This is a genomic window from Chryseobacterium taklimakanense (assembly GCF_900187185.1).
Taxonomy (GTDB): Bacteria; Bacteroidota; Bacteroidia; order Flavobacteriales; family Weeksellaceae; genus Planobacterium; species Planobacterium taklimakanense.
Genome location: NZ_LT906465.1, coordinates 1311094 through 1336635 on the forward strand (window position 1 = coordinate 1311094; position 25542 = coordinate 1336635).

The following is a 25542-nucleotide window of genomic DNA, read 5'->3' on the forward strand; positions in this document are numbered from 1 at the left end:
GAAGAACTTAAACCTAAAAAATCAAGATTTATATCAGCTCCAAAAGTGCGATGTTTTCCACGTGATGCGTTTGCGGAAACATATCAACCGGAAGGATTTTCACCACGCGGTACATATCTTTCATCAAAGCCAAGTCGCGCGCCTGTGTGGCTGAATTACAGCTTACATAAACGATTCTTTCCGGGGCAAGTGTCAGGATTTGATCTACTACTTTCTGGTGCATTCCGTCTCTTGGGGGATCGGTGATCAGTACATCAGCTTTTGGATGGCTTTCAAGGAATTCTTCCGTGAAAACTTCCTTCATATCGCCGCAATAGAACGTACAGTTGGTTAGCCCGTTGAGTTTGGCATGTTCAGTGGCTGCATCAATCGCTTCCTGCACAGATTCGATTCCGATGACCTGTTTTGCATTTCTGGCAACATACTGAGCAATGGTTCCAGTTCCGGTGTAAAGGTCGTAAACCACTTCATCACCTTTAAGATCAGCAAATTCGAGGGTTTTGCGGTAAAGATTGAGCGCCTGTTTATAGTTGGTCTGAAAGAATGATTTTGGGCCGATTTTAAATTTCAAGCCATCCATCTCTTCCATTAAGAAGCCTTCGCCAAAATAGGTCTGCACCTCCAGATCGTAGATAGAATCGTTCTGTTTTGGATTGATGGCATACACTAATGTCTTGATCTGCGGGAACTTAAGAAGCAGAAAATCAAAAAGTTTCTCGCGGTTTTCCTTTTCTTCCCGGAACAGCTGGAAAAGCACCATCCACTCGCCTTGTGACGTTTGGCGCATCATCAGAGTCCTCAAAAAACCTTCCTGATTTTTAACATCGAAAAACTCGAGGTTATTTTCTTCAGCATACTGTTTTACAGCGAGGCGGATTTCGTTGGACGGATCCTCCTGCAACCAGCATTCCTTTAAATCTAAAATTTTACTCCACATGCCGGGAATATGGAACCCAAGGGCATTTTTATCATCAATATTTTCTGTAGAATTTACTTCATCCAAAGTCAGCCATCGTGAATCTGAAAAAGAGAATTCCATCTTATTCCTGTAAAAATACTGCTCGTCTGAACCCAGAATCGGCAATGTTTCAAAACCGTCAACACCACCTATTCTGCGGATATTGTTCACCACTTCACTTTCCTTGAAATCAAGCTGTTTTTCATAAGAAAGATTCTGCCATTTGCAACCGCCGCAGACTCCAAAGTGGATGCATTTTGGCTCAACTCTATAAGGCGATCTTTCTAAAATTTCTACGGCTTCAGCTTCAAAATATTTTGATTTTGCTTTCTTAACCCGTGCATTCACCACATCGCCCGGCACGGCTCCGGAAACCAGAACGGTTTTTCCTTCTTCAGTTTTTCCCACTGCAACACCTTTCGCGCCCGCAGAAGTGAGTTTTATATTTTCAAGAATGAGATTTCTTCTTCTCTTTGACATTTAAAAATTATTTTTTTCTTTTTTGATGATAATTTGATCCCGGTAAAACAGATAAAGAATGGAGGCTACATTGCCAAAAAACAGGAAAGCAATTATCCACATAAAAGGGTTTTTCACGCGGTTCCGTAATGCGTCCGCTACTACAATAAACCAGACGAAAAGCAGCACTCCTGTCCCAATTCCTAAAATAATATTTGATGAAATTCCGAAAAAATCCTGATGACTGATCTTGAAAAATCCACCAGTAACCATCATTACAAAACAAATGATTGCAAGTGGCAACAGGATTTTCCTGGGAATGATTAACGGGTACATTTTTAAAGTTTATTTTCAAAATTAAAAAACCTTGTCTTAAAAAATGACAAGGTTTTAAATTTTTGTCTGTAAGGAATTATTTCACAGCAGCAGAATCCACTTGGGGAGCCTTCTCTTGTGGAGCTATTTCCATTTGTGGCTGTGGCTGTGCCTGAGGCTGCATCTGTGGTGCCTGGATACCGGTGAGCTTGGTCATAGTTTCCACGAATTCCGGGTCACCAAGATTGAAATATGGTCTTCCGAGCAATTTACCGTCTTTGTCTACGATGATATAGCTTGGAATTTTGAATCCGTAAAGTCCGAATTTCTTCGCTTCAGCAGCATTGATTCCACCGTCAACCCAATAGTGGCCGCCATTGAAACCTTTCAGCAAAGCAGCGCTGGTTTTGGTGAACTGCTCTTTTGTATCATCAAGGTTTACGTAAGCATAATTCATTTTTGCTTTATAGAATTCCGTCACTTCCTTTAAAACTGGGATGGTCATTAAGGCAATATTCGGGTTCCAGGATGCATAAAAGGTCACCAAAGTGGGCTTACCTTTGAAATCTGACAACGACTGAACTTTGCCGTCTTTAGAAACGATTTTCATATCGGGTGCCGTTCCTGCTCTGAAGCCCATCAAAACCTTCTGAAGCTCTTTCAGGTCTTTTTTTACGGTGCCGTCAGTCACATTACTGTCGATCAGTTTTGTAAGCTTGTCGTAGTTTTTAGCATTCATAAAATTCAGGTCGCCCTGTGCCAAAACGTACCCAAAGAAGTAATCTTTCGCAGTGTTCGACAAGTCTTTTCTTGTTTTAAGGTAATTGGCGAAAACCTCAGAAATCATAGGCTGTTCCTTTTGGTTTTGCGGCAATGTTGCCAAATATTTCTGGAAATCAGGCTGTATTTTTGAAAGTTTATACTCCCTGTACATCGGGAAATCCCTGATGAGCCTGTCATCATTTTTTTGTAAATCCTTCTGAACCTTCTTGAAGTTTTCACTCACTTTGAAGCCTGGTTTTGCCGTAGCTGCAGCGTGCTGCTCCTCGTAAGCATCCAAAAGGCCCATCAGCCTTGCGGTTGCTTCATCTTTTTTATAATCAAGAGCATCGCCGTCTGCATTCAGTTTTTTGGCACTGGTTTCAAGAAGTTTGTTCACATCTTCCTGAATTTTTTTGAACTGAGCAAGGAAAGCAGCCTCGTCTTTAGAAATTAAATCCTGCATTTGAATTTTTGAAGCATACGTTTCAAAAGCTTTCTGCGAGTCTTTCAGGAAATCGTTGTTCGCCTTGGCATCGCCTGTAATAGTGAATTCTGCAGGGAAATTCTGCGCATTCCCTGAAATATTAAGTGCCTGTCCACCTTTTAGGTAAACCATATTAGATTTTCCGCCGTAAGTAACCACATAAAGTCCGTTTTTCGGCGCTTCAAAATTTCCGTTAAATTCCCCTTTGTTATTCACACCAAGGTTGACAAGCGGTAAAGTGCCAACTCCCGATGCTTCAATAATTTCAATCCTTTCAAGTGGCGAGCCGTTGGAAACCCGTCCTTTTATTTCAACCTTTTTCGAACATGATACTGCAAAAAATGCCAGTATGAACAGTAAAAAAAACTTTTTAACCTTAATTTGTTTGTTGTTTTTTTGGAATGATTGAATCTGCGATTTCATTGTCTGATTTTAAAACTTGGCAAAAATAAGTTATTCAAGCATTTAAACGAAATTTAAAACTATAATTTGTGAAAAGATTAACACGAAAAAACGCCTTCCGAACTGGAAAGCGTTTCATTTATATTTTAAAATAAATCTAGAGTAAAAAGTTATCCCTGATCTACTTTAGCAGCCATAAACTCGCGGTTCATTCTGGCGATTACTTCCAAAGAAATTCCTTTCGGGCATTCCACCTCGCAGGCACCGGTGTTGGAGCAGTTTCCGAAGCCTTCTTCGTCCATCGTTCTCACCATGTTCAGAACTCTTCTTTTCGCTTCTACCCTACCTTGCGGAAGTAATGCGAACTGCGAAACTTTTGCCCCTACGAATAACATCGCAGAACCGTTTTTACAGGTTGCAACACACGCACCGCAGCCGATACACGCTGCAGCATCCATTGCTTTGTCGGCATCATCTTTCGGCACCGGAATCGCGTTGGCGTCCAAAGTATTTCCGGAAGTGTTTACTGAAATAAATCCACCTGCAGCCATAATTCTGTCGAAAGCACTTCTGTCTACAACCAAATCCTTAATCACTGGGAAAGCGGCACTTCTCCAAGGTTCGATGGTTATGGTTTCACCATCTCTGAACATTCTCATATGAAGCTGACAAGTGGTAATTCCTGTATCCGGACCGTGGGGACGTCCGTTGATGTACAGTGAACACATACCGCAGATCCCTTCACGGCAGTCGTGATCGAAAGCGACAGGTTCTTTACCGTCATTGATCAGGTTTTCGTTTAGAATGTCCAACATTTCAAGAAATGATGAATCTGTAGAAACATCAGAAATCTTATATACCTCGAACTGTCCTTTTGTTTTATTGTTTTTCTGTCTCCAAATTTTCAGAGTCAGATTAAGTCCTTTTTTTGCACTCATTTTCTTTACTGTTTTTGGAGATTAATTTTTTACGGGTTTATCAGCATCAAAAAACTTCATATCAGGAGTAACAACAAGTATTTTCTTTTCCTTATCATTAGAAAACTTCTGATATTTTTCCATTGCTTTTTTTACCATTTCTTTATCATTTTCAAGAATGACTCCATCAGCATCTACTTTTTTAAATCTTTTAACCACCTGATAAAACAGTTTTTTGTCACGGAACTCATTTGGATTAAAAACCATCATTTTTGCACCAGCAGTCAGTGCGCCAACAACTCCAAACATCAACGCTGAATCCTGCGCCTCCAATGCTACAACATAGGTTGAATTTCCTTCGAAATTTCCTTTAAGAAAGTTAACAGGATTTTCTGCTGTCCAAAAAATATGTTCGCCGGGTTGTACATTATAAATAGTGTAATATCCGGCTTTAAGGTTCGTTATTCGTTTTTCCGCATCGTAAATATCGAATTTCCTTGTCGAACCGTTAACAATGTAAACATTGACTGTTCCATCTGTAGGTATCTCGATACTCTGTTTTTGTGCATTTAACTCAGTGGAAAACAAGAAAGCACAAAAAAACAAAAAAACACCAATAATTTTCATTAATCTATTTTCCATTTTATTTATAACTTCTTTGTTTCACTTCAATATTTTCATAGATCAAAGGTTCCTTGTGCATTACCTCAGCATTGATGTCTGCACCCTGGTATTCCCAGCAGGCGGCGTACATGTAGTTTTCGTCATCTCTCTCGGCTTCGCCTTCTTCAGTGGCGTGATCCCAACGGAAGTGTCCGCCGCAGGATTCGTTTCTTTCCAAAGCGTCTTTCGCCATCAGTTGGCCCAATTCAAGGAAATCGGCAACTCTGAATGCTTTCTCCAGTTCCATATTCATCTCGTTGGCATCTCCCGGAACTTTTACATCTCTCCAGAATTCTTCGCGAACCTGGGCAATTTCCGCAATCGCTTCTCTTAAACCTTCTGGTGTTCTGCCCATTCCAACCTTGTTCCACATTATGTGGCCCAATTTTTTGTGGAAATGATCCACAGAATATTTACCGTTGTTGGTAAGGAAGAAATTGATTTTCTCCTTCACCTCTTTTTCTGCAGCATCAAATGCTTCAGAATTGGTCGGGATTGCACCGGTTCTGATGTCTGCAGAAAGATAATCTGCAATTGTATAAGGCAATACGAAATAACCATCGGCTAAACCTTGCATTAATGCGGAAGCACCCAGTCTGTTCGCACCGTGGTCGGAGAAATTCGCTTCACCAATCACGAAACATCCTGGAATTGTGGACTGTAAATTATAATCAACCCAAATACCGCCCATCGTATAGTGAACTGCCGGATAGATCTTCATCGGCGTCACATAAGGGTTGTCTGCGGTAATTTTTTCGTACATCACGAAAAGGTTTCCGTATTTTTCTTCAACCCAAGCTTTTCCTAAATCATAAATCTGCTGCTGCGACGGATTGTGAATATTCTTTTCAATCGCGGCTTCTTTACCTTTTTTCATAATTTCTGTAGAGAAATCGAGGTAAACACCTTCTTTGGTATCATTATTTTCGATTCCGTATCCGGCATCGCATCTTTCTTTTGCCGCTCTGGAAGCCACGTCACGGGGAACAAGGTTTCCGAAGGCAGGATATCTTCTTTCCAGATAATAATCTCTGTCTTCTTCTTTAATATTTTCTGGTCTCAGCTTACCTGCGCGAATAGCCTCTGCATCTTCAATATTTTTAGGAACCCAGATTCTTCCGGAGTTTCTTAAAGATTCAGACATCAAAGTCAGTTTCGACTGCTGCGTACCGTGAACAGGAATACAGGTCGGGTGAATCTGTACGAAACAAGGATTTGCGAAATACGCTCCTTTTTTATGAATTTTCCAGGCCGCAGAAACATTGGATCCCATTGCATTGGTTGATAGGAAATAAACGTTTCCGTAACCACCGGATGCTATGACTACAGCGTGTGCAGAATGTCTTTCGATTTCGCCGGTAACCAGGTTTCTGGCGATAATACCTCTTGCTTTACCATCAACAATGACTAAATCCATCATCTCGTGACGGTTATACATCTTGATGCGGCCTTTCCCGATCTGGCGGCTCATTGCGGAATATGCTCCAAGTAAAAGCTGCTGTCCGGTTTGACCTTTAGCATAGAAAGTTCTTTTAACCTGAACCCCGCCGAATGAACGGTTATCCAGCTGTCCGCCGTATTCTCTACCAAACGGAACGCCCTGCGCCACACACTGGTCTATGATGTTTGCAGAAACTTCTGCCAAACGGTAAACGTTCGCCTCTCTTGCACGGTAGTCGCCACCTTTAATAGTATCGTAGAATAACCTGTAAGTGGAGTCGCCGTCACCCTGATAGTTTTTAGCAGCATTGATACCACCCTGAGCCGCAATAGAGTGCGCTCTTCTCGGTGAATCCTGGTAGCAGAATGCTTTTACGTTATAGCCCTGCTCAGCCAAAGTTGCTGCAGCAGAACCACCCGCCAAACCTGTTCCTACAACGATGATGTCGATCTTGTCACGGTTGTTGGGCGCAACCAGGTTCATATGATTTTTATGATTAGTCCACTTTTCCGCTAAAGGACCGTGTGGAATTTTTGAATCTAATTTGCTCATTTTTTGAAATTTTAAATTTTGAATTTTAGATTTTAAGTGAAATTAAAACTTAAAATTACTGAGTTAAAAAGTGAAACAGTGCGATGAAGATAAAACCTGCAGGAATAAGGATTGAATACCAGTTTCCTAAAGTTTTAATCACCGGCGTATACTTTGGATGTCTTGCCCCGATGGACTGGAACGACGACTGGAAACCGTGCGCCAGGTGAAGCCCTAAAAGCACAAACGAAATCACATAGAAACCAACTCGTAGCGGATCCGCAAATTTCTCGTGAAGTTCGCCCCAGAAACGTGTCATATCTGTAGGATCACCTTCGCCCGGCACGTATTTGTACGTCATCTCGTGCATCCAGAAATCGTACATGTGCAGCGCCAGAAATGCCAAAACTACAGCTCCTGAAATTATCATGTTTCTCGACATCCAGGTAGAGTTGGCCTTACCGTTGTTCACGGCATATTTTACCGGTCTTGCTTTGTTGTTTCTCGTCTCGAGGATAAAGCCCATAATGAAATGGAAAAATACAGCGAAAATCAGGATCGGCTGCATCAGAAACTGGACTGCGGGATTGTAGCCCATAAAATAGGATGCCGCATTAAACGGTCCGTCTTCCCCAAAAACGGAAAGCATATTAACCGAAAGGTGCATCACAAGGAAAATCAGCAAAAACATTGCAGACAATGCCATTGCATACTTTCTACCGATAGTAGAACTCGTTAAACCTGCCATAAATATTTGATTTTTATTCTAGATTTGAATTTTCACAAAGTTAAAGAAATGTTAATATACCCAAAAGTGAGAATTATCAGAATTTGATAGTTTGTAATCTTTCTAAATAACAAGAATAAATGAAGCCTTGATGTAGTTTTTAAAAATACATAAAAAAGCAGCTGCTTCAAAGAAACAGCTGCTATAAAAGCGACTGAAATTTTAATACTATTTAACGATTAATTTCACAGAAACGCGCTTTCCATTTTGATCAACAGCATTCAATATATAAACTCCTTTTCCAAAACGGGTAAGATCAAGATCGAGTTTTCTTTCTTTGGATTTTTTGTCCAAGATCAATTTTCCACCCATATCGTAAACTTTAGCGTCTAACGCTGTAACACTTGCACCTCCATCAATAATAAATAATCCGGAAGACGGGTTTGGATATACTACAAGGCCCGCTTTATCAACTTTAATATCATCGGCCGCAAGTGTGGTTAAATCCACTATAACAGTTTGTGGCACAGATGTTTTTCCATCGGAATATACCGCATAAACATCATATTTCACTTGCCCCTGCGCTCCATTAACATTATCAGTTGCAACTGTAGTGCTGATATCACGAATTTCTTGTATAGTAACGTCGTTTTTCTTCACATCATATCCAAGAAGTTCAGGATATTTTGTGGCTGCGAAGGTTACTGGCTGGCTATTCTGGCTATTTTGAACAAATTTTTCGTCGGCCGACAGTGTAATTCCTTCTTTTACCTTTTTCATTTCAGCTTTCGTTTCATTCAACTGTTCCACAACTTTTTTTGCGTTTTTAGAAGCCCCAGTTGCCGGAAGAGAATTATCATAGCCTAGTGTAATATCATCCACCGCCAAATACCAAGCGTCTGCCTCCTTTTTGGTTTTATGGTAGAAGGCTAGGAAGAAATCTGAACCCGTCTTCGATTTGATATTAACCGTTACATCTTCAAAATTCTCATTTTCAAATCTCTGATCCAATACTTTATGTCCCGCCTTTACCTCGTCCAGCGTTGGGGCGCTGCCAGAAGCCGGTGCTGGCACCACGTAAACTTCTACGTCTTCAGGAAACGGAGCATAAGCACTGAATTTCAATATCTCTGAACCCTTTTTCAATTTATCTGTTATCATCCAGTTATCTGCATCAATGGCTAAGCCTCCGGAGTAAGAATAAGACACCATCCCGTAGGTTCCTGTTTTCGAGTAAATAAAGGATAGGCCCCCACTTACAGTATTAGCTCTGACCACCCAGTTTTTACCGTCTTTATTTTCATCGTAGAAAGTATAGCCCGGCGTGACCGCTCCTGCATTTTCAAAGCTTTCAAAGTAATTATTCAACATTTCCGGTCTTACCCAGGTTAGTTTTACATCTTTTGTAGATGAATCCAATACGTGCGACAGGTTTCTCACCGGGCTATTATAAGAATCTACGGTGATATAGTCTTTTTTCTCCACGGTGTCTTCGTTCATTAAGGATTTTGCAGTAAGACTCACTGTATAAACACCTTTTTTATTGAACACTACAGTTGGGTTTTTAGATGTTGAAGATGAGCCCGCAGCATAAGTAAATCCTGTGGATGGAGTAATATTCCAAACGTATGACGTAGGTGCAGGATTTCCCGCGGAGCTGTTGCTGAAGGCTACTTGCTCTCCTTCAAACAGATAAGTTTTGTTCGCAGAAAAACCAGCCGTGGTCGCCGTATTTTTTACCGTTATATAGGATGTTTTGGTTAACTCATCGCTTCCAAATGAATTAGTTGCCTTTAGTGTAACAGCATAAACCCCTTCTGCGTTGAATTTTATCGTTGGCGATGCTGTATTTGCATTACCAGTAATATATTCGAAAGTGGCAGGTGCAACCGTCCAGCTATAGCTTGTTGCCAACGAAGGCGATACTACAGTTTCATTATTCAAAATGATATTTTCGAATGACGTTGGATTTGTTTTGCTTGCAGTAAAGGCGGCGGTAGGCTTATCTTCAGCTCTTTTAACCACTACATCATCTACAAAAACAGCATAAGACTGTACATTTGTATCTACTTTCTGCTGGAATCCGAAGTGATAAACCCCGTCTTCCGTAGGCATAACCTCATAAATGTATTGTTTATAGGTTGATTGTGCCTGAATAACCGGACTTACCGCCGTAAGCATTGCGGCGCTTTTCGCTTCTTTACCGAAGAAAACCTGAAGCGGTTCCGCCATATCTCTCAACTTACTTGCGTGGAAAGAAATCAAGTATTTAGTATTAGCTTTCAATCTCAATGGATTAGAGAACAACCAGTCGTTGCTGCCTTTGGCTAGGTTGGCAAAATTTATTGCAAAACTGCTTCCATTTTTAGCAAATGAAGCTCCATTGTACTTATACCATGTTCTTCCGTTTCCATCGATATCTTCCGAAGTCCATCCATTCAGAACAAAATCATCTTCAAAACCGAAAGTGTGCATTGTGCCTTGAGGAACTAAATCTACTACTGTGGTATATGCGGACGTATTTGCGTAATTATTCACCTCCACTTCATCATTTGCAAACTCTGCTTTTGTCTGAATTTCATAGGCAATGAACGGCTTTGAAAGATCCAGCTCTATCGTTAAAGTTTGTTTTTCGCCAGCAGCCAAATTAGCGACTGGTGAAGTGATGGTTGCCAAAACCTCACCACTTGCTTTATTTTTTAGAGTTGTAATAATGTTTGCCTCCTGTACAGGCAATGCGCCAATATTAGCGTACGAAATTTGAACCGGCGTTTTAGTAGAATACTCAGTACTTTCTGCTAACACTTTCACTTCGCTTACTGCCAAATCCTTCTGGACATCTTTTTTAATTCCGGATGCTACTAAAGAAAAATCTTGCGAAGCTGCATCTACTAATTTCACAGTGTTTAGTGTGCCTAACTCGTTTTTCTTTAATATCCCTTTATGAGAAACCACCAGTTTATAAGTTGCTCCCGGCGTAGGATTATTAATGACGATTTGCTCCACATTGTCTCTTACGTTATCACCCGTTGTTGCTGGTGCAGCAGGATTGGCGGGATCCAGAACCCAAGGCCTGTACTCATTGGTTCCATCGGTAATCTTTATATCTAAATCATTTACCAACATTTTGGCAGGGTCATCCAAAACACTTGGATTAGATAATACTGCAGGTCTTGGATCCGTCCAAGCAATCGTCACCTTTAATGGTTCATTTCCGGAAGCCACTAAATCTATCTCTTTCAAGCTTCCGTTTTCCAATGTTTCTTCTCTTAGTAATGAATATTTGTTTCTTACAGAGATAACTTCTGCAGCTTTTTTAGAATCTAATAAACCCCAACCATGTTTATAATCTGGCCCCGGGGCATCTCCCGCTTCTTTTGCCGTATGAATTACCAAAGCTCTTGTAGTTGCACTCTTCATAAACGAAGCATTTAGTCTGTTGAAGTGCTGTTGTAACAAAGCGATATTTCCTGTAACATTTGGAGATGCCATAGACGTGCCGCTTATCGAAAAATAATCTGCATTTCCGGTGGAATTGGTGGAATATAGATCAACACCAATACCTGTAATATCCGGTTTTATACGTCCGTCATCTGTGGGCCCAAATGCACTGAAAGAGGCAATTTTCACATCTTGCGGATTTCTGTAGCCGTAGGGAAGCTTTTCTGCAGCTGCTACAATTAAGGTGTTTTTAGAAGTTGCGCCTTGGTTTACTGTATCAAATCCATCTACACCGCCGTTTACCTGTCTTACTTTAGTAGAGGTTTTCCATACGTATTTACCGTTCTCTAAAATCCTTACATAATGCAGACCTCCTGGTGCGGGGCCGTCTCCTCTTGGGTTTCCGGCTGCTTTTACAGGTAGATAATAAGGATTCCGGGTAAGTAGAAAATCCCAGTCCCCGTCGGTAGTCCGGTATTGTCCGAAGCCAATAAATTCAGTTTCGGAATCATCTCCCATCCAATGCCAACCTGTATTCCCGGAACTAGAACCGTAAGAAAACCCTCCGGTAAATCCATAGGAGTGGTTAGACATTAACATAGCGTTGTTTGCCGCTGCTGCCGCCATTTCCGTTAAATCGGAAGTCCAGTCATAAGCCTTTAAGTTAGCTTTGTAAGCCATTCCTTTTGCTTTTTTGTCCACACCGGCTGCAATAAGGGTTCCCGCAACGTGTGTAGCATGGTCACTTGTGCTTAAGGGAGAATCCATCTGTTTGGCGCGTCCTCCAAATTCCTGGTGGGCTACGCGCACTGCGCCGCCATCCCACTCAAAGACATTTACTCCTTCCCCATCCAATTTATAGGGCCCCGATAGATCATTAAGTACATCGGCACCAGTACCGGCGGCTGCACCGGCATTTGTGGTTTCATAATAAAGCGGCATTCCTTTCTCATCAAACCCAACCAGCTGAAACATTTTCCCATTATATTCATCAGAATATTTAATGTTCATTTGTTTAGCTTTTGCCATCAGCTCTTGTGGTGATGGCATTTCTTTTTCCCTAATTTTCTGAAAATTAACCGTTTCCGCGGTATTACTAAGGCTCCTAATTTTCCTTGCTTCGGTTTCAGTTTGTGCATACATCACTACAGAAAGAAGAGAGCTGGCAAGCAGTAATCCTCTTTTTCTTACCTTGATGATACCCAGAGTAGAGTTTGTCATAAAATTTAATTTTTAATGGTTAATAAAAATTCTTTTAAATTATTTAATGATTAGTTGCCTTCAGGTATTTCACTTAAATAGAAATAAGAAGGCAGAAAAATAGAATCGTAATTACTACAAAGTAATCATTGAGCTGAGAATTATTTCCGCTCTTCTACAGACACTTTCTGAGATTGACCCTGAATATCTTTTGTTGTGTAATAGATAGGCATCCCCGTATGCTCATCGAAGCTGTGGAGCTCATACATCACCCCGTTCTCTTCTTTTCTGAAGGGAATATTCCTTTTTTTGGCTTCAGCCATCAGCTGTTCCTTGGTAGGCTGGCGAGATTTGAAGTAATCCAAAACTTTATCAGATTTATTATCAGGCTCTGATTGGGATGCCTCTTCTTTCTTGGGAGGCTGCTGGCAGGCAGCAGTGAGAATTAGTAGTAAGAATAAAAAAATAGATTTTTTCAATGTCATAAAATCGGTGATTAGTATTACAGTCTTAAAAAATTATTTAATTTTCCGGAAATATAATAATAAATAAACCTAGTAACCAATTTTTTCTTATACAAAATAGAAAATGACCACTATATTCGCAATAAATATTATTACCTAATTATTAATTTAAAACATGGGTACACAGTACAAACTTAAACATTGATGCCAAATTAACAAATTTTTTACAAAAATAATAATCAATATTTGATAATTAATAAAAGCAATTAAGTGGAATTTTCTTTGTTTTTGCCAAAAGTTTTTATGAGAAAACACGCTAAAATTCAGAAGAAAACGCAAAAAAAACAGTGTTAATTTTCCCTTTTTTTCATGTAAACTGTACTGATTCATATTAATATTTGAGTAAAAACCAAAATTTTTGCTTATTTAGGATTAAGCACATTGGGGTTTTTGAGCAGTGTCCTGTCGGTATTAATCATCTAATTTATAGACTTTTTTTCCAATTTTTACAGCTGAAACATTAGGCTTTACTGTTTCAATTTTGAAATCTTTAATCCGGCGTGAATTCAAATACGACTCAACGATATACTTTTCAATTTTGTCCGGTTTCGATTTTTCCCTAATGTAAAAGACAGCCTCGCCATGATGTTTTGAGACTAGAACAATATCCCGAAAATAACTTGTTGCCAATACTTCATCCCTTTGGTAATGATAAAAATTCAGGGAAATCCTTAAGGCAAAAAATATGAGCATGCCATAACTGAAACGTACTGCACTTTTAAAATCTTTTTTCAATAAAACATCTCTTAAAAAGTAAAAGGACAGCAGCAATAAAGACGCTTCCAGCAAAGTCATCGGAATATTTTTAAAGAAAGCAAAATCGAGATTCGCAAACCATTTTATCGCTGAAAGAAGCGTATTCACCATAAAATCATAAATCAAATTAAATAATGAAAAATCAATTTTAAAAACTAACAGAACGGTCATAACGAGCGAAGAAATGATAATAATTTCCGAAAACGGAATAATGATCAGGTTCGCCAAAATTGAAACCAGAGAATACTGATGGAAATAATAGATCACCAGCGGCAGGGTGGCAAGCTGTGCACTCAAACTGACTGAAGGAATATTCACTAAAAAATTCTGGAAATTGTTTTTGGGTTTAGGCAGATATCTCAAGATCGGCTGATTGAGCCAGTAAATCCCTAAAACAGCCAGAAAACTCAATTGAAAACCGACATCATAAATCTGATTGGTATCAAAAATTAAAATCATAAATCCAGCCAACGCCAAAGCGTGCAGCAGATCCGATTTTCGCTGCAGGAGCACAAACACGTAATATGCCGTAATCATAATGCAGCTGCGCAAAACCGAACTTCCATAATCAATAAAAATGGCAAAAAACCAGATGAAAACCAATGCTAGAATTATTGATAAATTCTTGAATTTCAATGGGATTAATTTCCTTAGAACCCATATCAGCAGCCAAAAGATAATCACCATATGCGTTCCCGAAATGGCCAAAAGATGCACCAAGCCAGACTTATTGAAATCCGAAACTGTTTCGTCGTCCATCTCCGTCCGGTCAGCGAGAATGATTCCCTTTAAAAATTCCTTATTTCTTGGCTGAAGGGATGAGTGATCAATATTCTGAAGAGCATTCAGCCTTTGCTGCTTTATTTTTTCAGAAACGGTGAGGGTTTTTTTGGGAACTGTAATAAGCTCACCATTGATAAACGCCTGATGGAAGATGTTTTTCCGGCTTAAATATTTGGCATAATTGAATTGAAAATTGTTATTAGGCGGCTCAACCCTGTTGATATAGGTTTCCGTTTGATAATATTTTGTAAAATCCAGCTGCTCGTCGGCTTTCGGAACTGAAACAACGGCATTGAACGGCGCTGAGTCAGAATTTACAACCTTTAAGATCTCCACTTCGTATCTTCTGTATTTCTCACTGGAATTCAGTTTTTTCCGCAGCTGAAAAACCATGTTTTGTTTGCCGTCAAAAGTAGGGATCTGTGGCTTTTTAAAATTCAAAAAATGTGTAAAGGCTCCTAAAACACAGAAGAAAACAACTACCGCAAAGCTCCTGAATTTTTTGAACTGGAAAATTGCGAATCCTAAAGTGATCAGCGATAAAGCCAGCGCATTATAGATGTAAAGCGAATCCACCGGAAACCTGTCGTAAAGAAGAATCCCGACAATAAAGCTGACCAAAGAAATGAGTAGAGGTTGTTTTCGCAAATTGTTAGTTTTCAGATAAATTTAGATATTTTTCTGAAACGGAAACAATTATTTTTTTGTGGTGATAATTTTTGCAGCATTTTCGCTGGCACCTTGTCCACCGAGCCTTTCGCGGAGTTGCTGATAATCGTTCAAAATCTGTCCCCTGCGGCTTCCGTCAAGTATTGATTTTAATTCACCGACCAGGCGGTTTGTATTTAATTCATTCTGAATCAGTTCCGTCACAATTTCCCTGTCCATAATTAAATTGACGAGAGAAATAAATTTGATATTTTTCACCAGGCGTTTACCGATTTCATAGGAGATTCTGCTGGATTTATAGCAAACCACTTCCGGCACGTTCAGCAGAGCGGTTTCCAATGTCGCTGTTCCCGAAGTGACGAGCGCTGCCCTGGAACACCTTAATAAATCGTACGTTTTATTGGAAACAAAATGCACGTTTTCATCCACATATTTTTGGTAAAAACTTTTTGGCAAACTTGGCGCGCCGGCAATCACAAATTGGTAATCCCCAAAATATGGACGGACCGAAAGCATTATTTCCAGCATCTTTTCAACTTCCTGCTTTCGGGAACCCGGCAGTAATGCGATGATTTCCCTATCGTTAAGACTATTTTCTTTTTTGAATTTTTCAGCATTAATTTCCGACAAATCTGAAATCGCGTCCAGCAACGGATGTCCCACAAAATGCGCATCAACGTCATGTTTTTTATAGAAATCTTTCTCAAAAGGCAAAATCACCAGCATATCATCAACGTATTTTTTGATGATTTCAACGCGGCCTTCTTTCCAGGCCCAAAGTTGCGGTGAAATGTAATAAACTACCCTTATTCCCAATTCTTTGGCGAATTTGGCAATGCGAAGATTAAATCCCGGATAGTCAATCAATACCAAAACATCAGGCTTATAATTCTTAATATCTTCTTTGCAGAATTTTATATTTGTGAGAATGGTTTTCAGGTTCATCGCCACTTCCAGAAAGCCCATGAATGCAAGATCACGGTAGTGCTTTACGGGCTTTTCGCCGGTAACTTCAGCCATTAAATCGCCGCCCCAAAATCTGAACTTGGCTTCTGGCTCCTGATTTTTAATGGCTTTCATTAGATTGCTTCCGTGCAGATCTCCGGAGGCTTCTCCCGCGATGATGTAGTATTTCATAAAGGACAGCGATAAATTGATTGACAGATGATATGGGTGTGATTTTCACACTCAATTTTCATCTCCGAAATCTCAAATTATAATTCGTTAATTTTGTTTCAAATATAATTATAAAATGTCTGAAGATTTTGAAATAAAAAATAAAGTGGCTGAGAGCGGTTTAATAAATTTCGACCTCTCTTCTCTCGTACCAAAAGGGGAAAGAATAGGTATTGACCTGAAAGATTTTCTGTACGAAGGCCTGATTTTAAAGGAAAAGGACTTTCGTGAAAAAGTAGCTGCGGTTAATTCCCAAGATTATAACGGGGCTTACGTATACATTTACAACTCTGCAGAAGCAATCGTCCCGCTTTGGGCTTACTTTCTGCTAACCGCAAAACTTACGGACAGCGCAAAAAAAGTGGTTTTCGGCAACCGTGAAGATCTGGAAGTTTTATTGATGCACAGTGTAATGCAAACCCATGATTTTTCTGAATTGGAAGGAAAAAGAGTCTTGGTAAAAGGCTGCAGCGACGAATCAATTCCGGAAAATGCCTATATCGAACTGGTGGAACAGCTGAAACCACTGGTAAAATCGCTGATGTTTGGGGAGGCGTGTTCTAATGTGCCGATTTTTAAGAATTAGTTTAACAAAACTTTATAAGTTCTGGGGGTGACAGAAGGAACGTTTTTTGATAACCTTATAGTTCATTTAAAAAATAAATAAACAAACTATGAGTTTAATTGATCTAATCACAGGAAATGCCGGCACACAGGTAGCTGAGCAGGCAGAAAACAAATTCGGAATTCAGAAAAATCAGGTGATCGCACTTTTGGCAGTGGCGGCACCACTGGTAATTTCTTATCTTAGAAATAAATCTCAGGACGCTAATGAAGCTGAAGCTCTGAACCAGGCGCTTGACAGAGACCACGACGGTTCTGTTCTGAACGATCCTTCACAACTGGAAGCAAGACAGCAGGAAGGCGGATCAATCCTAGACCATATTTTCGGTGGGCAAAAAGCACAGGTAGAAAATTCTCTTTCTGAACAGACCGGAATTTCCATGAATAAAATCGGTCCAATCCTGGGGATGCTGGCTCCGCTGATCATGGGTTACATTGGTAGAGAAAAACAGTCTAACGGAGTAAATTCCGGAGGTTTGGGTGATTTACTTGGCGGAATTTTGGGCGGCGCTCAAAACCAAGCTCAGGCTCAGCCTTCAAATCCAATCAATGACATTCTTGGTCAGGTTCTGGGTGGCGGGCAGCAACAGCAGTCATCCGGAAATCCTTTGAATGATATCCTTGGCCAGGTTCTGGGTGGCGGACAGCAACAGCAGCAACAGGGCGGACTTGGCGGATTGCTGGGTTCTATTCTTGGAGGAAGATAATTCTTTAAAATAAATAAAAAAGTACCGTTGAAAAATTCATCGGTACTTTTTTTTATAAAGTGAAAATTCTTATTTCTTCTCCTCAGCAGATTCCGGAAATCTTTGCGCTGTGAATTCTCTGGAAATAGCGGCTTTTTCAAACTTCAGTTTTCCTGAAAGCGTTTCAATTACTACACCGTCTTCGTGGATCTGGGCAATTCTGCCGTGCATTCCTGAGGTCGTCACTACCCTTTGCCCAACTTTTAGTGAACCCTGAAAATTCTGCTCTTTTTTCTGCTTCTGCATTTGCGGACGCAGCATTACAAAATACATAAAAACAAAGAAAAGGCCGAACATTAAAAGCGTTGGCATCATCGAATCTCCTGCAGCAGCCTGCAATAATATAGTCATCATAACAGTTTATTTTACTACGTTAGCTGAAAATGTGAGAACGATCGGCGCCTTTTCTACGTTAGCATACACCTCTGCCTGCTTGTTTTGCAGTCCGTCAAAATTGGAGGAGTCGAATTTTAAAGTAATTTGGCCTTTTTGCCCGGGCATAATCGGTTCTTTGGTATAGTCCGGCGCAGTACAGCCACAGCCTGGCTTCACCTGAGAAATCACCAACGGATTGCTTCCCGTGTTTGTAACTTCATAAACATGCTCTACAGATTCACCTTTTTTTACATCCTTGAAATCCCAGTGATTTTCGGACAATGCTAAAGAGGTTTGCGGCTTATTTTTAGTTTCCTGGATCAAACTTTCCTGAGACATGATCTCCGGCGCTGCCCCCGGCATTAGTACATCACCTGACGCTTGTGTCACCGGTTGCGTGGTAGCGGTCTCCTCAACCAGTACATCAGCTTGCTCATTTTTCTTGCATGAAGAAAAAGCCAAAGCCAAAACCGAAAGGATTAAGATATTTTTTTTCATATTTCTAATTTATTCTGTTAGTATCTTTTGAATATTTGTCTAAAATTCCGTTAATGAAAATGTTGGATTTATCTGTAGAAAACACTTTTGAGATCTCAACATATTCATTGATAATGATTCTTGAAGCGGTTGCTTTAAAGAAATCAAATTCTGTAATCGCTGCAATCAGGATAATTTTATCCATTAAAGAGACCCTGTCCAAATCCCAGTTTTGCAGCCTTTCCTCGATCTTCTTTTCGGCACTATCCCAGTTTTTGATGGCTTCCCAAAGGAGTTTTCTGGCAAAAGATTTATCGTCTTCATCCTTAATCATTCTGATCAGCGTGTGGCTCGGCTCATTCTCTTTCATAAAGCCAATGGTTTTCTGCACCATCGAATTTCCGATATGTAAGTCGTCTGCCCAGCTCATTTCCTTTTCTTCCAGCCTGTCGTGGAAATCTTCATTCTCAGCAACATACCGGAGGAAAAGCTTTCCAATGAATTTCTGATCCTCTTCGAAAGAATGGCCATCCTCCATCATATAGTCCTGGTAGCGCTTTCCAGCTACGATTCTCTGGAACGTTTTTACCAAAAGCTCATCATGGAGTTCCCATTTCAGCTCTTTATGTTTGGAAGTAAAATTCAGGCGCTCTGTATTTTGCTCTAGCTGCTTTAAAATCTGATTGTTGATGAATTTTTGATTAGGATTCAAATCCGCATCGCTCTTTATATATTTTTGCTTACCGATTTCAATCTGCTTTTCAGCAAGGTCCTTTAGTGCGACCAGAAAATTGAGCTGATAAACATAAAGATTGTATATTTTTTCGATGTCGGAAAACATATTTTTTTCCAAAACTTCGTACTGAATAGGATTTTGATGGTAAGCATACAGGCTTTCTATCACTTTCTCACGAATTTGTCTTCTTCCTAGCATTCAAAGAACTTTTATTGCGGCAAAGATAATATTTTTTTGGCAAACTACTTTTAGTGGTGAGTGTTAGCAGGATAACTTTCTTTATCAGGTAAAAGATAATATCTATCAACAAATCACTATTTTTGCAGCGCAGCAAATAACTGAAAAGCTGAAACATGAACGCACTGAAAACCCTCAATCCCTATTTCTGGAAACACAGATTACTGTTGTTTTGGGGTTTCCTGTTTATTGTCGCAAGTAATTTTTTTAATATTTATAAAGTTCAGTTCGTAGGAAAATCAGTAGACGAACTTTCCAAAAACGGACATTTGGGCTTCAATAAACAGGTTCTGATTTATGTTGGAATTATCGTGGGATCTTCACTGCTAACCGGATTTTTCACATTTATGATGCGCCAGACCATCATTGTAGCATCCCGCAGGATTGAATATGAACTAAAAAACAAGATCTACCGCCATTACCAGGAACTTTCGCTCACAGATTATAAAAAAACGACGATTGGTGACCTGATGAACCGTTTAAGCGAAGATGTCGTTGCTGTGAGAATGTACCTCGGTCCGGGAGTGATGTACGTGGTGAATCTGCTGGTGCTGATGATCATTACCAGTATTTATATGCTGAAAACGGATGTTGAAATGACATTGTGGACCCTGATCCCGCTGCCGGTCCTTTCCTTTATCATCTATAAAGTAAGCTCGATCATCAACAAAAAGTCTAAAGTCATGCAGAAAAGCCAGTCGGCCATTTCGACCTTCGTGCAGGACAGTTTCTCGGGAATCCGGGTGGTGAAATATTTTGCGAAAGAAAAATATATTGCCAAAAATTACGGCATCAGGGTAAAAGACTATCAGGAAAAAGCGCTGGATTTAGCAAAAACCGAAGCCTATTTTTTCACCATAATCCTTTTTGTAATAGGCCTTCTGAATGTTGCGATACTCCTTATTGGCGGGCAAAAATATTTGGCAAATGAAATTTCGGTGGGTAAAATCGCGGATTTCTTTCTTTACATCAATATTCTGATCTGGCCTTTCTCTATGGTGGGTTGGGTTACCTCCGTCAATCAGCGCGCAGAGGCTTCTATGAGCAGGATTAATGAGTTTTTGGGTAAAAAATCTGAGATCGCCAATCACAACCTTGAGGAATACCCAATCAAAGGCGACATCGAATTCCGCAATGTTTCGTACGTGTATCCCAATACCGGAATTAGAGCTCTGGATAATGTCAGCTTTAAAATCAATGCCGGTGAAACTTTGGCAATTATGGGCAAAACCGGCAGCGGAAAAACCACCATCGCCTTACTCCTGGCCCGTTTGATCGATCCAACCGAAGGTGAAATTCTTATTGACGGCAAAAACCTGAAAGACCACAATCTTCAGAACTACAGAAAATATATCGGCTACATCCCACAGGAAAGCTACCTGTTCTCCGACACCATTGCCAACAACATTGGATTTGCAATCGACAACCCCACCGAAGAACAGATCGTCGAATATGCCAAAAAAGCCGATGTCCACAAGAATATCGTAGAATTCAAGGAACAATATCAAACCCTGGTCGGCGAACGGGGCGTGATGCTTTCCGGCGGGCAAAAACAAAGAATATGCATTGCGAGAGCCTTAATCAAACAGCCTGAAATCCTTATTTTCGACGACTCACTGTCTGCTTTGGATACGGAAACCGAAGAAAATATCCTTCAAAACATCGAGAAAGACCTCAAAAACGCAACCTCCATCATCATCACCCATCGCGAGAGCAGCGCAAAACGCGCCGATAAAGTTCTGAACCTCAGCGAAATAAAGGATATCAAATCTGCGTAAATGATCAGATTCGTTTCAATGTCCACCACCAGCTGCCTGATTATGAAAAATTTATTTTGAGATTAAAAGAATTCTTTTATATTTGTTAGAATAAGATTTCTAAAACATCGTACAAAATGAGTGATTACAAGGAGCGACACGAGAATGAGATATTCACAAAGGTGTTAAAAGCAGGGCGAAGGACGTATTTTTTTGACGTGCGCGAGACCAAAGCAGGAGACTATTATCTTACCATTACCGAGAGCAAAAAGAACTTCGGAGAAAACGGGGAAGCAACCTTCGAGAAACACAAAATTTACCTCTACAAAGAAGATTTCAAAGCGTTTCAGGAGATGTTCAACGAATCTACGGACTTCATTGTAAACGAAAAAGGTGAAGATGTAATCTCAGAAAAGCACGACAAAGATTTCAAATCCCGTTCATTTACCATAGAGTCGGACGAGGAATTTTAATAAAGGACAATAAAGACATTCACAGGAGTGTCTTTTTTTTATTTGGGCAATCCCCTCGCCTCGCCTGAAGCCAGCACCGCGGGTCGCTACGTCCACTGCAAGTCCTCGTGCAGCAGCTAGGCCATCGCAAACTGCGGGCTTTCCGTTACCATCGCTATTGCAGCAGCCATCGGAAGAAAAAATTCAAACAAAAAAAACGCACTGAATTTCAGTACGTTTTTGGGTGGCTAACCGGGATCGAACCGGCGACCTTTAGGACCACAATCTAACGCTCTAACCAACTGAGCTATAGCCACCGTTTTGTGGGTGCAAATATAATGTTTTTAGAATAATTACAAAACTATTCCCTCGAAATTTTTCAGGGCAATCATTTTTTCCGCAGTAAAGCCCTCTGCATAGGTACAGCCGGATAAGCGGCCGAGGTTCTGAGCTCTGTATGTAAGGCTTTCCAGAAAATCCTTGGTCGCAATCGGTGTCACTGGCTCCTTAGATTCCGGATTGTAAAACTGAGTTTTGTATGCCATACATGCTTCAATTTTCTTTTCCATAAAATTCGAGATATCAATCACGAAATCAGGCTCAATTTCCTTCCACTGGATAAAATGGAAAACGTGTTTTGGACGCCAAAACTCCTGATTTTTGCCATCCAGTGCCGTTTCAATTTTCTTTAATCCTGAGAGAAAACACGCATCCGATACCAGCTTTGCAGCTTTGCCGTGATCCGGATGGCGGTCATCTGTCGCATTGGCCAGTACGATCTCTGGCTGGTATTTCCTGATCATTTTTACGATTCGCATTTGATATTCTTCTGAGTTTTGCAGGAAACCGTCTTTCATCTCAAGATTCTCTCGTGCAGAAATCCCTAAAATTTTTGCGGCATCAGCAGCTTCTTGTTTTCTGGTTTTATCAGTTCCGCGCGTGCCGAGTTCGCCCTTGGTGAGATCGATAATTGCAACAGTTTTCCCTTCGGAAATCATCTTTGCGATGGTTCCGCCGCATCCCAGTTCCACATCATCGGGATGTGCGCCGATTGCGAGTATATCTACTTTCATATTTCAAAATTAGTGAAAAAAAATCCCTCTCTTTCGAAAGGGATTCATTTATATTTCTGAAAATTACTTTTTCATCAACTGATTGTTAAGCGTCACTGCATCTGCATAAGCTGGGTTCAGTTCCACTGCTTTCGCCGCATATTCTTTAGCTTTTGCGATATTTTTATCCTGGTTGTAGAAAGCTACCAAATAGTAAGCGTAAGACATTGTTTCTTTATTCTGCGCCTGTTCTTCAGCGGTTTGTCCTTTTACCACGGCAATGAATTTCTCGTAAGACGCTTCCGCCATATCGTGGTTACCAAGCTGTTGGTACGCGGATCCCTTTGCATAGTGGGAGTAAGCCCAGTTTGGTGACAAGGCTATCATTTTGTCCCAGGTCATAATGGCACCGTTCCAGTTTTGAACTTCCTGATAAGCTGTACCAAGCTCTACCAAAGCATTAACATCTTTTGGATTGGCTTTTATTTTAGCTTTCAAACCTTCAACCTTAGGGCTTGTTGGCCCAGCATCTACAGAAGCTGCGTTAATGGCACCGCCGCTCTGAATTTTTGAAAGTTCTGCATCCCAGTCCATAGTTTGGTCTTTAGCATTTTTTGCAATGGCAACTTTAGCAGTAGCATCCGACATCATCTGAGCTTTTTTGGCTGCATCTTTTTCATCTTTTGCCAAAGCTGCGATAATCAAACCTTCTAAACCTCGGTCTGCGGGCTGTATTCTTTCTTTATCTTTTACAGAAGAATTGAATTTATTTAAGTTTTCCTGTGCTGAGGCATAATTTCCGTCCGCACTGTAATCAAGATATGCTTTCAGTTTGTATTTGATTGGGTCATCAACTTTGTCAAAAACTTTGTTTAAAACGGTTTTAGCATTATCGTAGTCATTGTTAATGAAGTGAAGTTTTGCAATTTCAAGCATTGTATAACCGTCTTCATCAGCATATTTGGTATAATCAATAAGGTTCTGCGTTACCTTCGCATTCTCCTGAAATCTGAAGTTGTACGCCGCCAAAGCTTTGTAAGCAGGTGCGTAAGTCGGATCCACTGCAATCGCTTTATCGATATTTTCCTTTGCCTGCTTCCATTGTTGAGCTGCCATCCAAAGCGTACCCATTCTTGTGAAAACAGAAGCCTTATTCTTAGCAACCGCAGATGCTTTGTCATAGGCTGTCATTGCATTTCCAGGATCTTTTTTCAATCTGTATGCATCACCAAGAGAATAGTAGTAATAAGCTGGCACACCACCTTTCTGAGCTTTTTCCACAGCTTTTGTAAGATAACCGATCGCTAAATCAGGTGAGCTTGCCTTTTCAAACATTGTTAGTGCTTCTGCCGCTCTGTAAAGTACTTCAGGATCTTTCTCTCTGGAGTCTGTTACAATTTTTTGAATCTCCGCGATTGCGGATTTGTCACCTTTAGCTAATTTAACTGAAGCTAAACCGATTTTATTAAGGTAGCCTTTGCTGTCCAGTGCTAAACCTTTCTTGAAATATTCTTCTGCCTTTTCAAAGTTCGGATCAAACTGAGAAAGATATGAGTTACCTAAATAGAAATAGTTGGATGCGTCATTCGGTGCTTTTGTAATCATATCGCCAAAAATCTGTTTTGCTTTGGCGTATTTGTGGCTGTCTACATTGGCAATTCCCTCCTGTACCGTCTGTGCAAACGCAAAGTTTGCAAAAACAACCCCGGCGCTTAAAACAATTTTCTTCGATAAACTGATCATATTTTTCATTTACTTTTTTTTATTTAAAATTTTGTTTCATTCATTAGACAATTTCCGTTCCAAAAAGTTAAAATTAACTATTAATTCATTTGAACTTCTCTGCGGAAAATATTGTAAGGCTGAAGCCCTTCTTTTTCTACGACCATCTGCCCAAGCTGTGTGCACGCAAAGCGAATGATGCCGTTCGCAATACCAAAGTTTCCTTCGTTGGTAAGCAGGTATAAAATTCGGGTAAAAGGATACTGCAGCTGCCTTAAATTTTCAGCAGTTGGCTCAAACATTTTTCCGTTTTCTGTTACAGGAAGTATTTTAACCATCTTCCTTAAGTTCTGTGCATCGGTTCCGTATGGCCTGCTAATCGTGTTCAGGCTTATCGCACCAACTTTTGAGGGATATTTGTTCAGTTCTCTAATGACATTAGCATTTCCGCTGATGATAGAAAACTGGAGATCAGAAGGTTTTTTGTTGAATTTCTGAGCTACAAAGTTTAGATTCCCGGAGTTGGTTCCGTCAAATATAATCTGCTTTTCCGTGGAACTAAGCATTTGTTCAATTTCCTTCACATCTACGCTTGTCCTGGAAGAATTTATCGGCGCCACGAAAACTACGGCGTCTGCAGCAAATTTTGCCGGATTAAACTTTAAATCGATTACCCTTTCATATTCAGCGATCTCTTGCGGTGAAAGACTACGGGACATTACAATAAGTTTGGATTTATTTTTAAGCAAATCCAGAAAAGCCATGTCTTCTTTCTGCACTTTTACGCTCACAGAGGTTTCAGGATAGTTAATCATATACGCATCAGCCATCGCCTGCGTTACACTTTTGAACGAATCATCTGTAACAATAGCGACTGATCCTTTATTATACCCGATCTTTTCTTTGGGTTGTTTCTCTTTTTTTGAACAGGATATAAGGACTATTGCTAAAAGAAAAAGCAGTAATTTAGTCTTCATTTTTATTTTCTCGTAATCTGTATACAGCTCGAAATATACGAAAAAAGCCGTAAACAATCATAAGGCCTCCTAAAAGATAGGAAACCGTCGGATCAAGTGTTATTACGAAAAATTTGTAAATGATTACAAAAATTCCCATAACAATATAAAAAAAACCGGTAACCAGTGAAAGCCAATTA

At 40.2% G+C, this 25542-nt stretch carries 21 protein-coding genes and 1 tRNA gene; 4 read left to right on the plus strand and 18 right to left on the minus strand.

Going from position 1 to position 25542, the window contains the following annotated elements:
* Positions 1–28: 28 nt before the first annotated feature.
* From rlmD to lpxB, 11 genes are all read right to left on the minus strand, one after another.
* Positions 29–1438 carry a 23S rRNA (uracil(1939)-C(5))-methyltransferase RlmD gene (gene rlmD / locus CKV81_RS06235; RefSeq protein ID WP_095071519.1) on the minus strand — a complete coding sequence of 470 codons (1410 nt, stop codon included), beginning with the start codon at positions 1436–1438 and terminating at the stop codon, positions 29–31.
* The gene (locus CKV81_RS06240) at positions 1439–1753 is read right to left on the minus strand and encodes a hypothetical protein (RefSeq protein WP_095071521.1); all 315 of its coding nucleotides are present in this window, start codon (positions 1751–1753) and stop codon (positions 1439–1441) included.
* A 76-nt stretch (positions 1754–1829) separates the two neighbouring features.
* On the minus strand, positions 1830–3401 hold the full coding sequence (locus CKV81_RS06245) for a TlpA family protein disulfide reductase (protein ID WP_095071523.1): 1572 nt from the start codon (positions 3399–3401) through the stop codon (positions 1830–1832).
* A gap of 149 nt (positions 3402–3550) precedes the next feature.
* Positions 3551–4318, minus strand: a complete 768-nt coding sequence (locus tag CKV81_RS06250; RefSeq protein ID WP_095071525.1) for a succinate dehydrogenase/fumarate reductase iron-sulfur subunit — start codon at positions 4316–4318, stop codon at positions 3551–3553.
* Between the two features lie 21 nt (positions 4319–4339).
* A complete protein-coding gene (locus CKV81_RS06255; RefSeq protein WP_095071527.1) occupies positions 4340–4939 on the minus strand; it encodes a hypothetical protein in 600 nt (199 codons plus the stop codon).
* 1 nt (position 4940) lies between these two features.
* On the minus strand, positions 4941–6953 hold the full coding sequence (locus CKV81_RS06260; protein ID WP_095071529.1) for a fumarate reductase/succinate dehydrogenase flavoprotein subunit: 2013 nt from the start codon (positions 6951–6953) through the stop codon (positions 4941–4943).
* Positions 6954–7008: 55 nt separating this feature from the next.
* Positions 7009–7680 (minus strand): succinate dehydrogenase cytochrome b subunit, encoded by a 672-nt coding sequence (locus CKV81_RS06265; RefSeq protein WP_095071531.1) that lies wholly within the window; start codon positions 7678–7680, stop codon positions 7009–7011.
* Positions 7681–7887: 207 nt separating this feature from the next.
* Positions 7888–12321: a S8 family serine peptidase gene (locus CKV81_RS06270; protein ID WP_095071533.1), complete on the minus strand. Its 4434-nt coding sequence runs from the start codon at positions 12319–12321 to the stop codon at positions 7888–7890.
* A 140-nt stretch (positions 12322–12461) separates the two neighbouring features.
* Positions 12462–12665, minus strand: a complete 204-nt coding sequence (locus tag CKV81_RS13350) for a hypothetical protein (protein ID WP_157727381.1) — start codon at positions 12663–12665, stop codon at positions 12462–12464.
* 570 nt (positions 12666–13235) lie between these two features.
* Entirely contained in the window at positions 13236–15011 is a 1776-nt protein-coding gene (locus CKV81_RS06280; RefSeq protein ID WP_095071537.1) for a ComEC/Rec2 family competence protein, read from the minus strand.
* Between the two features lie 48 nt (positions 15012–15059).
* Entirely contained in the window at positions 15060–16169 is a 1110-nt protein-coding gene (gene lpxB / locus CKV81_RS06285) for a lipid-A-disaccharide synthase (protein ID WP_095071539.1), read from the minus strand.
* A 115-nt stretch (positions 16170–16284) separates the two neighbouring features.
* Here lpxB and CKV81_RS06290 point away from each other — a divergent pair, with 115 nt between their 5' ends.
* Together CKV81_RS06290 and CKV81_RS06295 are read left to right on the plus strand one after the other, a co-directional pair.
* Positions 16285–16794 carry a DUF2480 family protein gene (locus CKV81_RS06290; RefSeq protein ID WP_095071541.1) on the plus strand — a complete coding sequence of 170 codons (510 nt, stop codon included), beginning with the start codon at positions 16285–16287 and terminating at the stop codon, positions 16792–16794.
* 88 nt (positions 16795–16882) lie between these two features.
* Positions 16883–17539 carry a DUF937 domain-containing protein gene (locus CKV81_RS06295; RefSeq protein WP_095071543.1) on the plus strand — a complete coding sequence of 219 codons (657 nt, stop codon included), beginning with the start codon at positions 16883–16885 and terminating at the stop codon, positions 17537–17539.
* Between the two features lie 69 nt (positions 17540–17608).
* Here CKV81_RS06295 and yajC read toward each other — a convergent pair whose 3' ends face one another.
* From yajC to CKV81_RS06310, 3 genes are read right to left on the minus strand one after another with little or no spacing between them, the layout of a single operon-like run.
* Positions 17609–17932 carry a preprotein translocase subunit YajC gene (gene yajC, locus CKV81_RS06300; protein ID WP_095071545.1) on the minus strand — a complete coding sequence of 108 codons (324 nt, stop codon included), beginning with the start codon at positions 17930–17932 and terminating at the stop codon, positions 17609–17611.
* A gap of 6 nt (positions 17933–17938) precedes the next feature.
* Positions 17939–18451 carry a DUF1573 domain-containing protein gene (locus tag CKV81_RS06305; RefSeq protein ID WP_095071547.1) on the minus strand — a complete coding sequence of 171 codons (513 nt, stop codon included), beginning with the start codon at positions 18449–18451 and terminating at the stop codon, positions 17939–17941.
* Between the two features lie 4 nt (positions 18452–18455).
* Positions 18456–19364: a transcription antitermination protein NusB gene (locus CKV81_RS06310; protein ID WP_095071549.1), complete on the minus strand. Its 909-nt coding sequence runs from the start codon at positions 19362–19364 to the stop codon at positions 18456–18458.
* A 155-nt stretch (positions 19365–19519) separates the two neighbouring features.
* Between CKV81_RS06310 and CKV81_RS06315 the strand changes: the two genes are divergently transcribed.
* Together CKV81_RS06315 and CKV81_RS06320 are read left to right on the plus strand one after the other, a co-directional pair.
* Positions 19520–21181: an ABC transporter ATP-binding protein gene (locus CKV81_RS06315; protein ID WP_095071552.1), complete on the plus strand. Its 1662-nt coding sequence runs from the start codon at positions 19520–19522 to the stop codon at positions 21179–21181.
* 116 nt (positions 21182–21297) lie between these two features.
* Positions 21298–21633 (plus strand): DUF3276 family protein, encoded by a 336-nt coding sequence (locus CKV81_RS06320; protein ID WP_095071554.1) that lies wholly within the window; start codon positions 21298–21300, stop codon positions 21631–21633.
* 222 nt (positions 21634–21855) lie between these two features.
* Here CKV81_RS06320 and CKV81_RS06325 read toward each other — a convergent pair.
* From CKV81_RS06325 to CKV81_RS06340, 4 genes are all read right to left on the minus strand, one after another.
* A tRNA-His gene (locus CKV81_RS06325) sits at positions 21856–21929 on the minus strand.
* Positions 21930–21965: 36 nt separating this feature from the next.
* A complete protein-coding gene (gene bshB1 / locus CKV81_RS06330) occupies positions 21966–22685 on the minus strand; it encodes a bacillithiol biosynthesis deacetylase BshB1 (protein WP_095071556.1) in 720 nt (239 codons plus the stop codon).
* Positions 22686–22748: 63 nt separating this feature from the next.
* Positions 22749–24416 carry a tetratricopeptide repeat protein gene (locus CKV81_RS06335; RefSeq protein ID WP_095071558.1) on the minus strand — a complete coding sequence of 556 codons (1668 nt, stop codon included), beginning with the start codon at positions 24414–24416 and terminating at the stop codon, positions 22749–22751.
* A gap of 71 nt (positions 24417–24487) precedes the next feature.
* A complete protein-coding gene (locus tag CKV81_RS06340; protein WP_095071560.1) occupies positions 24488–25363 on the minus strand; it encodes a PstS family phosphate ABC transporter substrate-binding protein in 876 nt (291 codons plus the stop codon).
* Positions 25364–25542 lie beyond the last annotated feature (179 nt).

Bases quoted from the DNA above. Each gene is read 5' to 3' on its own strand.
- CKV81_RS06295 (WP_095071543.1), top strand. From the start codon at position 16,883: ATGAGTTTAATTGATCTAATCACAGGAAATGCCGGCACACAGGTAGCT.
- CKV81_RS06290 (WP_095071541.1), top strand. From the start codon at position 16,285: ATGTCTGAAGATTTTGAAATAAAAAATAAAGTGGCTGAGAGCGGTTTA.
- CKV81_RS06340 (WP_095071560.1), bottom strand. From the start codon at position 25,363: ATGAAGACTAAATTACTGCTTTTTCTTTTAGCAATAGTCCTTATATCC.
- CKV81_RS06240 (WP_095071521.1), bottom strand. From the start codon at position 1,753: ATGTACCCGTTAATCATTCCCAGGAAAATCCTGTTGCCACTTGCAATC.
- bshB1 (WP_095071556.1), bottom strand. From the start codon at position 22,685: ATGAAAGTAGATATACTCGCAATCGGCGCACATCCCGATGATGTGGAA.
- CKV81_RS06315 (WP_095071552.1), top strand. From the start codon at position 19,520: ATGAACGCACTGAAAACCCTCAATCCCTATTTCTGGAAACACAGATTA.
- CKV81_RS06260 (WP_095071529.1), bottom strand. From the start codon at position 6,953: ATGAGCAAATTAGATTCAAAAATTCCACACGGTCCTTTAGCGGAAAAG.
- CKV81_RS06320 (WP_095071554.1), top strand. From the start codon at position 21,298: ATGAGTGATTACAAGGAGCGACACGAGAATGAGATATTCACAAAGGTG.
- CKV81_RS06250 (WP_095071525.1), bottom strand. From the start codon at position 4,318: ATGAGTGCAAAAAAAGGACTTAATCTGACTCTGAAAATTTGGAGACAG.
- CKV81_RS06310 (WP_095071549.1), bottom strand. From the start codon at position 19,364: ATGCTAGGAAGAAGACAAATTCGTGAGAAAGTGATAGAAAGCCTGTAT.
- CKV81_RS06245 (WP_095071523.1), bottom strand. From the start codon at position 3,401: ATGAAATCGCAGATTCAATCATTCCAAAAAAACAACAAACAAATTAAG.
- lpxB (WP_095071539.1), bottom strand. From the start codon at position 16,169: ATGAAATACTACATCATCGCGGGAGAAGCCTCCGGAGATCTGCACGGA.
- yajC (WP_095071545.1), bottom strand. From the start codon at position 17,932: ATGATGACTATATTATTGCAGGCTGCTGCAGGAGATTCGATGATGCCA.
- CKV81_RS06335 (WP_095071558.1), bottom strand. From the start codon at position 24,416: ATGAAAAATATGATCAGTTTATCGAAGAAAATTGTTTTAAGCGCCGGG.
- CKV81_RS06270 (WP_095071533.1), bottom strand. From the start codon at position 12,321: ATGACAAACTCTACTCTGGGTATCATCAAGGTAAGAAAAAGAGGATTA.
- CKV81_RS06265 (WP_095071531.1), bottom strand. From the start codon at position 7,680: ATGGCAGGTTTAACGAGTTCTACTATCGGTAGAAAGTATGCAATGGCA.
- rlmD (WP_095071519.1), bottom strand. From the start codon at position 1,438: ATGTCAAAGAGAAGAAGAAATCTCATTCTTGAAAATATAAAACTCACT.
- CKV81_RS06305 (WP_095071547.1), bottom strand. From the start codon at position 18,451: ATGAAAAAAAATATCTTAATCCTTTCGGTTTTGGCTTTGGCTTTTTCT.
- CKV81_RS06255 (WP_095071527.1), bottom strand. From the start codon at position 4,939: ATGGAAAATAGATTAATGAAAATTATTGGTGTTTTTTTGTTTTTTTGT.